This window comes from Ferrovibrio sp. (assembly GCF_035304305.1).
Lineage (GTDB): Bacteria > Pseudomonadota > Alphaproteobacteria > Ferrovibrionales > Ferrovibrionaceae > Ferrovibrio.
The window spans coordinates 13,563-24,595 of record NZ_DATGQG010000104.1 but is presented as its reverse complement, the minus strand read 5'-3'; the positions used below and the strand labels follow the sequence as shown (position 1 = coordinate 24,595).

At 64.1% G+C, this 11,033-nt stretch carries 12 protein-coding genes; 6 read left to right on the top strand and 6 right to left on the bottom strand.

Going from position 1 to position 11,033, the window contains the following annotated elements:
• Positions 1-10 precede the first annotated feature (10 nt).
• Positions 11-349: a P-II family nitrogen regulator gene (locus VKZ87_RS12140; RefSeq protein WP_324221521.1), complete on the top strand. Its 339-nt coding sequence runs from the start codon at positions 11-13 to the stop codon at positions 347-349.
• A 61-nt stretch (positions 350-410) separates the two neighbouring features.
• On the opposite strand, the gene VKZ87_RS12135 is transcribed toward VKZ87_RS12140, so the two are convergent.
• The 5 genes from VKZ87_RS12135 to VKZ87_RS12115 all read right to left on the bottom strand — a co-directional run bounded on the left by VKZ87_RS12135 (position 411) and on the right by VKZ87_RS12115 (position 3,761).
• Complete coding sequence (locus VKZ87_RS12135) at positions 411-935, bottom strand: PAS domain-containing protein (RefSeq protein WP_324221520.1); 525 nt, start codon at positions 933-935, stop codon at positions 411-413.
• Positions 936-1,037: 102 nt separating this feature from the next.
• Positions 1,038-1,952 carry a metal ABC transporter solute-binding protein, Zn/Mn family gene (locus VKZ87_RS12130; protein ID WP_324221519.1) on the bottom strand — a complete coding sequence of 305 codons (915 nt, stop codon included), beginning with the start codon at positions 1,950-1,952 and terminating at the stop codon, positions 1,038-1,040.
• Between the two features lie 3 nt (positions 1,953-1,955).
• Positions 1,956-2,828 carry a metal ABC transporter permease gene (locus VKZ87_RS12125; protein WP_324221518.1) on the bottom strand — a complete coding sequence of 291 codons (873 nt, stop codon included), beginning with the start codon at positions 2,826-2,828 and terminating at the stop codon, positions 1,956-1,958.
• 31 nt (positions 2,829-2,859) lie between these two features.
• Positions 2,860-3,624 (bottom strand): ABC transporter ATP-binding protein, encoded by a 765-nt coding sequence (locus VKZ87_RS12120; protein ID WP_324221517.1) that lies wholly within the window; start codon positions 3,622-3,624, stop codon positions 2,860-2,862.
• Entirely contained in the window at positions 3,621-3,761 is a 141-nt protein-coding gene (locus VKZ87_RS12115) for a hypothetical protein (RefSeq protein ID WP_324221516.1), read from the bottom strand. Before VKZ87_RS12115 ends, VKZ87_RS12120 begins: the two co-directional genes overlap by 4 nt.
• A 281-nt stretch (positions 3,762-4,042) precedes the next feature.
• Between VKZ87_RS12115 and VKZ87_RS12110 the strand changes: the two genes are divergently transcribed.
• Both VKZ87_RS12110 and VKZ87_RS12105 read left to right on the top strand, forming a co-directional pair.
• The gene (locus tag VKZ87_RS12110) at positions 4,043-5,992 is read left to right on the top strand and encodes a penicillin-binding protein 1A (protein ID WP_324221515.1); all 1,950 of its coding nucleotides are present in this window, start codon (positions 4,043-4,045) and stop codon (positions 5,990-5,992) included.
• A gap of 20 nt (positions 5,993-6,012) precedes the next feature.
• Positions 6,013-7,041, top strand: a complete 1,029-nt coding sequence (locus tag VKZ87_RS12105; protein ID WP_324221514.1) for an alpha/beta hydrolase family protein — start codon at positions 6,013-6,015, stop codon at positions 7,039-7,041.
• On the opposite strand, the gene VKZ87_RS12100 is transcribed toward VKZ87_RS12105, so the two are convergent.
• On the bottom strand, positions 7,038-7,763 hold the full coding sequence (locus tag VKZ87_RS12100; RefSeq protein ID WP_324221513.1) for a SprT family zinc-dependent metalloprotease: 726 nt from the start codon (positions 7,761-7,763) through the stop codon (positions 7,038-7,040). The two genes, VKZ87_RS12105 and VKZ87_RS12100, sit on opposite strands and share 4 nt — an antisense overlap.
• Positions 7,764-7,876: 113 nt before the next feature.
• Between VKZ87_RS12100 and ugpB the strand changes: the two genes are divergently transcribed.
• The 3 genes from ugpB to ugpE all read left to right on the top strand — a co-directional run bounded on the left by ugpB (position 7,877) and on the right by ugpE (position 11,027).
• Complete coding sequence (ugpB, locus tag VKZ87_RS12095; protein WP_324221512.1) at positions 7,877-9,217, top strand: sn-glycerol-3-phosphate ABC transporter substrate-binding protein UgpB; 1,341 nt, start codon at positions 7,877-7,879, stop codon at positions 9,215-9,217.
• 71 nt (positions 9,218-9,288) lie between these two features.
• Positions 9,289-10,170 (top strand): sn-glycerol-3-phosphate ABC transporter permease UgpA, encoded by an 882-nt coding sequence (ugpA, locus tag VKZ87_RS12090; protein ID WP_324221511.1) that lies wholly within the window; start codon positions 9,289-9,291, stop codon positions 10,168-10,170.
• Positions 10,170-11,027, top strand: a complete 858-nt coding sequence (gene ugpE, locus VKZ87_RS12085; RefSeq protein WP_324221510.1) for a sn-glycerol-3-phosphate ABC transporter permease UgpE — start codon at positions 10,170-10,172, stop codon at positions 11,025-11,027. Before ugpA ends, ugpE begins: the two co-directional genes overlap by 1 nt.
• Positions 11,028-11,033 lie beyond the last annotated feature (6 nt).

The window sequence follows — 11,033 nt, the reverse complement described above, 5'->3', positions numbered from 1 at the left end:
GAGTGCACGCATGAAACTGGTCATGGCAGTCATCAAGCCGTTCAAGCTGGACGAGGTGCGCGAGGCGCTGACAAGCCTCGGCGTCGAGGGCCTGACCGTCACCGAGGTCAAGGGGTTCGGCCGGCAGAAGGGACATACGGAGATCTATCGCGGGGCGGAATATGCGGTGAGCTTCCTGCCCAAGGTGAAAATCGAGGTGGCGGTGAAATCGGCGCTGGCTGACCGCGTGGTGGAGGCGATCCAGGCTGCTGCCAAAACCGGTCAGATCGGCGATGGCAAGATCTTCGTGCTCGATCTCGAGAGGGCCCTGCGCATCCGTACCGGCGAGACCGACGAAGACGCGCTTTAGGACAGGTCCGACACAGAAACCGGCCGCGGTATCCGCGGCCGGTTTTTCATTTCCGCGCGGTTCAGAGCGAGAAAACAAACTCGCCGTAAGTGACGTTGTTCTGCTTCAGAAGGTCGAGCATCATCGCAATGCCCGCATGCATGCCCTGCTTGCGATCCTCGTGCTGGTTTTCCACGGCCAGAAGCTGCCCGTACAGCGCGTCAGCCTTGTTCACCGCTTCCCGCGTCGGTGCCCGGCGGTTTGAGTGATACCCGCTGATCCTGCCATTCTCGTCATAGCTGGGCGTGACATGGGCGAAGACCCAGTAAAAGTCGCCCGTCTTCGCCATGTTCTTCACATAAGCGAAAATCTCCTCACCATTGGCAATGGTCTCCCACAGGAGCCAGAACACGCAGCGGGGCATGTCGGGATGGCGCAGGATGCTGTGCGGTGCACCGACCAGTTCATTTTCCGAATAGCCCGACACACGCACGAACACGTCATTGGCGTAAAGGATGCGCCCCTTCTCGTCGGTCTTGCTGACGATGATTTCGTCTTCACCAAAGAAGAGTTCCCGGTTCGTCGGAGTGACCCTGTAGAGCGACATCGCGGCAGCCTGAACTGTGGTCGGTGGCACAGGATCACCGAGGCGGGTCGGCGCCGCATTGACCCATATCAAGCCCGTTCCGCCCCCTGGCGGAACCACCCGTCAGTCCAGGCGCATCGCCTCTGCCAGGCGGGTAATATTTAGTCGATACATTCTGATGTAGCTGTCGGCCTCGCCGCCGGGCGGCGACAGCGTATCGGAATACAACCGGCCACCGACTTTCGCCCCGGCATCCTTCGCGACCTGCTCGATCAGCCTCTGGTTCAGTCCGCTTTCCAGAAAAATTGCCCGCACGCGGTTGCGCCTGATCTGGCGCAGGAGCTCGGCAATCCCGCCCGCCGAGGCTTCGGCCTCCGTCGTCATTCCCTGGGCGGTATAAAAAGTGATGCCGTAACGGTCGGCCAGATAGCCGAAGGCGTCATGCTGGGTGATCGCCCTGCGCCGGACCTCCGGTACGGCGGCTAATTGCGCCTCCGCCCAGGCATCGAGCATGCGCAGTTCGTCAATGTATGCCCGGCCACGGGCGCGATAATGCTCCGCATGGGGAGGGTCTGCCGCCGCAAGCCCCTCGGCAATATTCGCGATGTAGGCCGGCATGCGTTGCAGGTCCTGCCAGACATGCGGATCCTCCACCGCGCCGGCATCGTCGTCGTGTCCGCCGCCATGGTCATGGCGATGGCGGGCCATCCTGCGTGGCCGGATGCCCTCGGCGGCAACGACGCGGTGCCCTTTGTAGCCCGATGCCGCGATCAGCCGGTCGAGCCAAGTTTCGAAATTCAGCCCGTTGGAGACCAGCAGATCCGCACCCGCCACGGCGCGGGCGTCGGATGGCGAGGGCTGGAATACATGTGCATCGCCCATGGCCGGAACCAGCGTGCGCACTGCCACGCGCTCGCCGCCGATCTGGCCTACGATATCGGCCAGCACCGAAAAGCTTGCGATGACCTTCAGCTTCTCCTGCGCGCTCGCCGGCTGGCAGAACAGCAGAACGGAGAGGACGATGCCGAGCAGGCGCATGTCTCAGGCCTCGAGATGGCGCCGGCGCTGCCAATGCAGGATGAGGCCGTATTTTCCGAGCACCAGTGAGACCAGATAGGCCCCGCCGGCAAACAGGACGATGGCAGGACCCGAAGGCAGGTCGGCATGGAACGAGAGCAGCAGGCCGCAGTAGCCGGAAAAAGCCGCGATCAGGATCGCCAGGCCGACTGCGGCGACCAGTGACTGCGTCCAGTGGCGTACCGCCGCGGCCGGCAGCATCATCAGACCGACTGCCATCAGGCTGCCCAGCGCCTGAAAGGCCGCGACGAGATTGACCACGACAAGTCCCAGAAAGATGAAGTGATACAGCAGGCCGCTGCCCTGCACGCTGCGCAGGAAATCGGGATCGAAGCCGTCAGCCAGCAGCGGCCGGTAGATCGCGGCAAAGACCAGCAGACTGATACTGGCCACACCGCCCATGAGCAGCAGGGCATCCTCGTTCACCGCCAGTACCGAACCGAACAGGATGTGCATGACATCGACCGCCGAGCCGCGGGTCGAGATCAGGGTCACGCCAAGCGCCAGCGCGATCAGGTAGAAGGCGGCGAAGCTGGCATCCTCGCGCTGGTCGGTGGCGCGCGTCGCCGCGCCTGCCGCGATGGCGACCACCAGCCCGGCGATTACGCCGCCAATGCTGATCGCCGGCAGCGAAAATCCGGCCACGAGGAATCCGATGGCGGCGCCCGGCAGGATGGCGTGGCTCATGGCCTCGCCGAACAGGCTCATGCGGCGCAGCATCAGCACGACGCCGATCGGGGCGCTGCCCAGTGCCAGCGCGATGCTCGCCACCAGCGCGCGGCGCATGAAGGCAAAGTCCGCGAACGGGCCGAACAGGAACTCGACAGCGGCGCTCATATGGGTCCAGTCAATCGCAGTTGGCCGCCGTTCAGGCGGCGTGCCCGGTCTGACAGACGGGGGCGTGCTCGTCCCAGGACTCCGCCATGCGGCGGGCCGCCAGCTGGTTCTCCGGGGTCAGCACCTGCTCCACCCGTCCCCAGGCGATCAGCCGCCGCGCCAGATAGAGCGCATCGGGAAAATGCTGGCGCACCAGCTCGAAGTCATGCAGCACGGCAATCACCGTGCGCTTCTCGCCGTGCCAGCGCCGCAGCAGCGCCAGCAGGTCGCTCACAGTGCGGGCATCAAGTGCGTTGAAAGGCTCGTCCAGCAGGATCACGGGTGCATCCTGCACCAGCACGCGGGCGAACAGGGCGCGCTGCGCCTGGCCGACCGAGAGGCTGCCCAGCGGCCGGTCCTCGAAGCCGGAAAGGCCGACCGCCTCCAGGGCCTCGCGGGCAGCCCGGATTCCCCTCTGGCCGATACCGCCGAAAGCGCCGACCCGCTGCCAGTGACCGAGCAGAACCAGTTCGAGCACGGAGATGGGGTAGGCGCGGTCGAGGCTTGCCTGCTGGGGGAGATAGGCGATGTCGCGGGGTTTCAGTGCCCCGCGCTCGATGGCGCCGTCGGCGGTCGGCAGCTGGCCGACGATGGCCTTGAGCAGGGTCGACTTGCCGGCGCCGTTCGGGCCGACGATCGCGGTCAGCGAACCGGGCTCGAAAGACCCGGAGACATGATGCACCGCTGGATGGCGGTGATAGGCCACGGTGACGTCGTCGAGCCGGATTCCGCCGGCGCGGATAGCCTGCAGGGTCATGGCTCCCCCAGGGCCCAGACGATGGCCGCCCAGAGCAGCGCGATTACCGGCAGCAGCGCGGCGATGCGCAGCCAGAGGCTGGCGGCGAGGACCGCAACCGGCAGGCGGAAGGTGGCATGGGCGTGATGCTCGTGCATGAGCACTCCGAGAAATGAGGTTATTATATAACATAATGCATTCACTCAGCGTCAACCCTCGTCGCCCTAAACAGGACATAATCCGCTGCCACACCGCGGCCCTGCGACGGCGACCGACCGACTCCGGCCTGCCTGCCGGACCGCCAACCGTCTGAGTTAACTGCTTTATGGCCCGATCGCCTCGTTCCTCCCCGCAAAAGCCCGCCGGAAAAAAGAGCTCCGGCCGGGGACGCAAGCCCCGCCGTCGGGGATGGCTGGGACGGCTGGCCCGTTTCGCCCTGGTGGTGGGCATCTGGGGAACCGTTGTCGTCGGCGGGGTGCTGGCTTGGTATGCCTATGACCTGCCGGATTTCGGCGATCTCTACATCATCGAACGACGCAGCTCGATCACCGTGAAGGCGGCCGACGGCATGGTGCTGGCGACCTATGGCGACCTCTACGGCGAACACCAGTCGCTCCGGGTCCTGCCCGACCACCTGCCCAAGGCGCTGCTGGGAACCGAGGACCGCCGCTTCTACCAGCATTTCGGTCTCGACCTGATCGGGCTGGCCCGCGCGGCCTATACCAACCTGCGCGCCGGCCGTGTCGTGCAGGGCGGCTCGACGATTACCCAGCAGCTGGCGAAAAACGTCTTCCTCGAAAGCGACCGCACGCTGAAGCGCAAGGTGCAGGAACTTCTGCTCGCTTTCCGGCTGGAGAGCAACTTCACCAAGGACCAGATCCTGGAGATGTATCTCAACCGGGTCTATTTCGGCGCCGGCGCCTATGGCGTGGAAGCTGCCGCGCAGCGCTATTTCGACAAGCCGGCGGCGAAACTGACCCTGGCGGAGTCGGCGATGCTGGTGGGCCTGCTGAAGGCGCCGTCGCGGCTTGCGCCGACGGGCAACATCAAGTCGGCACAAACCCGCGCCGCCGAGGTGCTGCGCAACATGGTGGAGGCGGGCTATATCACGCCGCAGGCGGCAGACGCCGCCATCGCGCGGCCGGCGCAGCTGGCGCGCTCCCGCGTGCCGCTGCCCAATGCCCGCTACTTCACCGACTGGGCCATCGAGGAGGTCTACCAGTTGGTCGGACGCGATCATCCCGATCTCATCGTCTACACCACGCTCGACTCGCGCCTGCAGGGCAGCGCAGAGCATTCCATCGAAGCGGCCCTCGAACGGAATGGCGAAAAGCTCAACATCGATCAGGCCGCCCTGGTGGCACTGGCGCCGGACGGCGCCGTGCGCGCCATGGTCGGCGGCCGCGACTATCTCGACAGTCCGTTCAACCGTGCCACGCAGGCGCGGCGACAGCCCGGCTCAGCCTTCAAGCCTTTCGTCTACATCGCCGCGCTGGAAAGCGGCATGACGCCTGACGACACCGTGGTGGATGGACCGATCAGCGTCGGAGACTGGCGTCCGCGCAATTTCGACGGTCAGTTCGCCGGTGCGATGTCGCTGCGGGATTCGCTGGCGCGGTCGATCAACACCATTGCCGTGCAGCTCAGCGAACGCCTCGGACGCGACAAGGTGATCGAAGTGGCGCGCCTGCTCGGCATCACCAGCAATCTGAAGCCACATCCCTCGCTTGCGCTGGGCGCCTTCGAGGTCGGCGTGCTCGAACTCACCGCCGCCTATGCCGCCTTTGCCAATGGCGGTTATGCCGTGCAGCCTTATGGCGTGCTGGAGATCCGCGACACGCATAACAATCTGCTCTTCCGGCGCAAGTCCGGCGGCGCCTACGCCCATATGCTTCCGCCCGAGATACTAGGCGACATGAACGGCATGCTGAGCGCCGTCATGGAGCAGGGCACCGGTCGTGCCGCACGCATAGGCCGTCCGGCTGCCGGCAAGACCGGCACGACCTCGGATTACCGCGATGCCTGGTTTGTCGGCTATACCCCCGATCTCATCGCTTCGGTCTGGGTCGGCAACGACGATAACAGCGCCATGAAGAAGGTCACCGGCAGCGGCGTGCCGGCGCAGGCCTGGCGCGCATTCATGATGGACGCCCTCAAGGGCAAGCCGGTCAGAGCATTGCCGGAACCGCCGGCGCGTATGGTTACCCTGCCCTCCCTCTGGGATCGCATCGTCCGACAGTTCGGCGGCGGCTCGGCCGGCGCATCGGCACGCAGCGCCGAACCGCCGCCCCCACCGCAGCCACCCGTGGCACAGATTTCCGAGCCTCCGGTCGCCGGCGGCGGAACACGGATGAATTGGCAAACCGGGCCACAGCCGGTAAACCGGTAGAAATGCGGGGGTTGAGATTCATGCAGGCGCTGTTCGCGCTGATGCTGCTTGCCGGCATCGGCGGGAACGGCCATGCCGCGGAAGAGCAGATCATCAACCAGCAGGTAAGCTTCACCAGCAGCGACGGGACCACACTGGCCGGTACGCTGACGCTGCCCGTCAACATCACCGCCGGAGTGCCTGGCGTCCTGCTGCTGCAGGGCAGCGGGCCGACGGATCGCGACGGTAACCAGTTGCCGCTGCGCACGGATCTGCTGCGCCAGATCGCCGAGGAATTGACCAGCCAGGGCATGGCGACACTGCGCTTCGACAAGCGCGGCATGCATGCCAATGCGGCGGGACGACCGGCGGCGCAAAGTGATTATGCCGCCTTCTTCGGCTGGGATCGTTTCATCGCCGATGCTTTCGCCGCATACACATTTCTGAAAGACCAGGATGTCGTCGACGACCACCGGATCGCATTGCTGGGCCATTCCGAAGGCGGCCTGATTGCCCTGGATCTGGCCAGCCGTCTGAAGGCTGACGAAGCGCCGGCGGCACTGGTCCTGGCCGCGACGCCCGGACGTCCGCTCAATGACGTGCTGCGCGATCAGCTTGAGCGCCTGCTCGGAGAGCAGCGGGCGACACCCGCGCAACGCCGCTTCTTCCTCGCAGCCAACGACCGCATCTCGAAGACGATCCGCGAGACAGGCAAGGTGCCGAACGATGTGCCGCCCGGTCTCGCCGCCCTGTATCCCTTCTATATCGGCCCCTTCTGGCAAGCCGTGATGCAGCTCGATCCGGCGACACTTGCCGGCAATGTCACGATGCCGGTCCTGCTGCTGCAGGGTGATTCCGATCAGCAGATTTCACCCGAGAAAGACGCCCTGGCGCTCAGCCGGGCCCTGGAGAGACGATCCGCTGGCGACCACGCCCTGCTGATGCTGACGCGCACCAGCCACAATCTGAAGCCGCTCCAGAATAACTCGGACCCCGGCATCGAGGGTGATGTCGATCCGGGCCTGCTGCGCCGCCTAAGCGAATGGCTGCTGGAAAAACTAAACCGTTAACCATGCAGGTGCAGTGCGGCACCATGACGGCGCAGCCAGTTGCGGGCAGCGCGTAGCTGGGCCTCACCGCCGAGCAGTTCCGCGCAGAGCGTCCAGAATGCCTGGCTGTGGTCCATGTGACGCAGATGCGCCACTTCATGAGCGACGAGATACCGGCCTACGGACGGGGGAGCGAGCAGGAGCCGCCAGGAAAAAGACAGGTTGCCGTGGGCTGAGCAGCTGCCCCAGCGACTCTGCGTATCGCGCACGGTGATGCGCCGTACTGTCACGCCGATTTGTGCCGCCATTTCGCGGGCCGCCGCTCCGAATTCCTCGCGCGCCCGGCGCTTCAGCCAGTCGCGCAGCCGCCGGGGCAGATGCTCGCGTTGTCCGGTGACGTGGATTTCCCGCCCTTCCGTCCAGACACCCCCGCGGGCTTCCGGACGGTGGCGGATTTTGTGCGGCGCACCATAGAGCGGCAGTATTGCGCCGTCTTCCCAGACCTGCAGGGCCGGCCGCTCACTCTGACGGGCCATGATCCAGCCCGCCTGCTCTGTGACAAACTGCTGTCCGGACTTCAGACTCGCACGGACCGGCAGCACAAGGACGACCGCGCCGTCGCGCGGCCTGACACGCAGCAACATACGCCGCGCGCGCGAATCGCGCTTTACCTGAAACGGGAAGGATTGGCCGTCGACCGTTAAGCTGTCGGCGGCGATTTCGACCGGATAAGACTTGGTCAAGGCCGCGTCCCTGTCATATAACTGTAACACGACTGACCCGCGAGTGTCGTCGAACCAAACATAAAAAAGCCTCTCCCGACTCGGGTGGATTTTTTAGCATCGGAGACAGCAATATGAAATCGACAGGGAAACTTGCCCGTGCGGCGTTCGCGCTGCTTGCTGGCACGGCCATCGTCGCCGGCGCCGGCGGAGCCGTGGCGCAGGAACGCATCGAAATCCATTGGTGGCACGCAATGGGCGGTGCCCGTGGCGAGCTGCTGAACGAACTCGTTGCCGGCTTCAACAAGGGCCAGGACAAATACACCGTCATCGCCACCAACAAGGGTAACTATCCCGAAGCGATGACTGCCGCGATGGCCGCGTTCCGCGCCGGCAAGGCCCCGCACATCCTGCAGGTCTTCGAGGTCGGCACCGGCACGATGATGGCCTCGCGCGCCGCGATCAAGCCGGTCCACCAGCTGATGCAGGAGAACGGCTACAAGTTCGACCCCGGTTCCTACATCTCCTCGGTGACGGGTTACTACAGCACGTCGGACGGCAAGATGCTGTCCTATCCGTTCAACTCCTCGACGCCGGTGATGTATTACAACAAGGACGCCTTCGAGAAGGCCGGCCTTGATCCGAACAATCCGCCGAAAACCTGGCAGGAATTCGAGCCGGCGCTGAAGAAGCTGAAAGCTTCGGGCAGCACCTGCCCCTTCATCTCCAACTGGCAGACCTGGGTGCAGCTGGAGAATTTCTCGGCACTGCATAACGTTCCGTTCGCCACCAAGTCGAACGGCATGGATGGCCTTGACGCCGAACTGAAGTTCAACAGCCCGCTCCATGTCCGCCACATCACCAACCTCGCCAACTGGGCGAAGGAAGGCCTGATGGCCTATGGCGGCCGCAAGAACGAGTCGACCTCGAAGTTCGTCTCGGGCGAATGCGCTATCCTGATGGAGAGCTCGGCCGGCTACGCCTCGTTCGCCAAGAACAAGTTCAAGTGGGGCATCGCCATGCTGCCCTATTACTCCGACGTGAAGGGTGCGCCGCAGAACTCGATCATCGGCGGTGCCTCGCTCTGGGTCATGGCTCGCCACAAGCCGATCGAGTACAAGGGCGTTGCCCAGTTCTTCGACTACCTGGCGGCGACCGAGAACCAGGTCTTCTGGCACACCAAGAGCGGCTACCTGCCGATCACCCCGATGGCCTATGAAACCACGAAGAACCAGGGTTTCTACGCCGCCAATCCGGGTACCGACACCTCGGTGCGCCAGATGATGCTGAACCCTCCGACGAACAATTCGAAGGGTCTCCGGCTCGGCAATTTCGTCCAGATCCGCGACGTGATGGACGAGGAGCTCGAGGCGGTCTGGGCGGGCAAGAAGTCGCCCAAGGAAGCGCTGGATACCGCGGTGGAACGCGGCAACCGTCTGCTCCGCCAGTTCGAACGCGACAACAAGCGTTCGTGACGGCTTGAGGCAAATCTGAGGGAAGCCCGCGCCTTGACTTTGTAAGGCGCGGGCTTTTTCTATGGCCCGCAATGGAAAAACGAGTCGTCTTTCAGAACAAGTTCCTGCCCTACATGCTGGTCGCGCCGCAGATCGCGATCACCATCATTTTCTTTTTCTGGCCGGCCAGCCAGGCAATCGTGCAGTCGGTGCTCCGCGAGGACGCCTTCGGCATCACCAGCCATTTCGTGGGGCTCGACAATTTCGTCGCACTGCTTGAGGACGAGTATTACCTCAATTCCTTCCGGGTGACCGCGCTGTTCAGCTTCCTGGTCACGACCATCGGCCTGAGCCTTTCGCTGCTCCTGGCGGTCACCGCCGACCGCCTGATCCGCGGCACTACGCTTTACAAGACCCTGCTGATCTGGCCCTACGCGGTGGCCCCCGCCGTGGCGGGCGCCCTGTGGGGCTTTGTTTTTCTGCCCGGCCCCGGCATTCTGGCCTACCTGCTGAAGCAGATGGGCATCGACTGGAATTTCCATCTCAACGGCGGGCAGGCGATGCTGGTCGTCGTCATCGCCGCCACCTGGAAACAGATCTCCTACAATTTCCTGTTCTTCCTCGCCGGTCTGCAGTCGATCCCGAAATCGCTGGTCGAAGCGGCCGCCATTGACGGCGCCGGCCCGATACGGCGCTTCTGGACAATCGTCCTGCCGCTGCTGTCGCCGACGCTGTTCTTCCTGATCGTCGTCAACGTCGTTTACGCCTTCTTCGAGACCTTCGGCGTCATCCACTCGCTGACCCGCGGCGGGCCGGCCAAGGCAACCGAAATCCTCGTCTACAAGGTCTGGTACGACGGCTTCGAAGCGCAGGACCTGGGTGGCTCGTCGGCCCAGTCGGTCATCCTCATGGTCATCGTCATAGCCCTGACGGTCGTCCAGTTCCGCTACATCGAGCGTAAGGTCCATTACTGATGATCGAGCGCCGCCCCGTCGCCGATGCCGTCGGCCACCTGTTGCTGATCGTGACGATCATCATCGTCGCCTTCCCGATCTATCTCGCGATCATTGCCGCGTCCCATACCATCCAGGGCATCTCCCAGGTGCCGATGCCGCTGCTGCCCGGCGCGGAGTTCTTCACCAACGTCGCCCGCGCCCTGATGGAGGGACCGCAGATCGTCGGCGTCGGCCGCGGCACCTCGGCGCTGACGCTGATGTCGAACAGCCTGATCATGGCGATGGCGATCGCGGTCGGCAAAATCATCATCTCGCTGCTCTCGGCCTTTGCGATCGTCTATTTCCGCTTCCCGCTGAAGAATTTCTTCTTCTGGATGATCTTCATCACGCTGATGCTGCCGGTCGAGGTGCGCATCATCCCGACCTACAAGGTCGTGGCCGATCTCGGCATGCTCGACACCTATACCGGCCTGGTGCTGCCGCTGATCGCATCAGCCACCGCCACCTTCCTGTTCCGCCAGTTCTTCATGACGGTGCCGGACGAGTTGGTCGAGGCGGCCCGGATCGACGGCGCCGGCCCGATGCGTTTCTTCTGGGACGTGCTGGTGCCCCTGAGCCGCACCAGCATCGCCGCTATGTTCGTGATCCAATTCATCTACGGCTGGAACCAGTATCTCTGGCCGCTGCTGATCGCTGCGGCGCCGGAATACCAGACCATCGTGCTGGCCATCGGCCGCCTCATGCGCGCGCCCGATGCCTACGAAGAATGGCCGCTGATCATGGGAATGGCGTTTCTTGCGCTGCTGCCGCCGGTGCTCGTCGTCGTGCTGATGCAGCGCTGGTTCGTCAAAGGTCTTGTTGAAACGGAAAAGTGAGCGCCC

Excerpts from the sequence above, each read along its gene's own strand:
- VKZ87_RS12140 (WP_324221521.1), top strand. The coding sequence starts at position 11 with ATGAAACTGGTCATGGCAGTCATCAAGCCGTTCAAGCTGGACGAGGTG.
- VKZ87_RS12135 (WP_324221520.1), bottom strand. The coding sequence starts at position 935 with ATGTCGCTCTACAGGGTCACTCCGACGAACCGGGAACTCTTCTTTGGT.
- VKZ87_RS12130 (WP_324221519.1), bottom strand. The coding sequence starts at position 1,952 with ATGCGCCTGCTCGGCATCGTCCTCTCCGTTCTGCTGTTCTGCCAGCCG.
- VKZ87_RS12125 (WP_324221518.1), bottom strand. The coding sequence starts at position 2,828 with ATGAGCGCCGCTGTCGAGTTCCTGTTCGGCCCGTTCGCGGACTTTGCC.
- VKZ87_RS12120 (WP_324221517.1), bottom strand. The coding sequence starts at position 3,624 with ATGACCCTGCAGGCTATCCGCGCCGGCGGAATCCGGCTCGACGACGTC.
- VKZ87_RS12115 (WP_324221516.1), bottom strand. The coding sequence starts at position 3,761 with ATGCACGAGCATCACGCCCATGCCACCTTCCGCCTGCCGGTTGCGGTC.
- VKZ87_RS12105 (WP_324221514.1), top strand. The coding sequence starts at position 6,013 with ATGCAGGCGCTGTTCGCGCTGATGCTGCTTGCCGGCATCGGCGGGAAC.
- ugpB (WP_324221512.1), top strand. The coding sequence starts at position 7,877 with ATGAAATCGACAGGGAAACTTGCCCGTGCGGCGTTCGCGCTGCTTGCT.
- ugpA (WP_324221511.1), top strand. The coding sequence starts at position 9,289 with ATGGAAAAACGAGTCGTCTTTCAGAACAAGTTCCTGCCCTACATGCTG.
- ugpE (WP_324221510.1), top strand. The coding sequence starts at position 10,170 with ATGATCGAGCGCCGCCCCGTCGCCGATGCCGTCGGCCACCTGTTGCTG.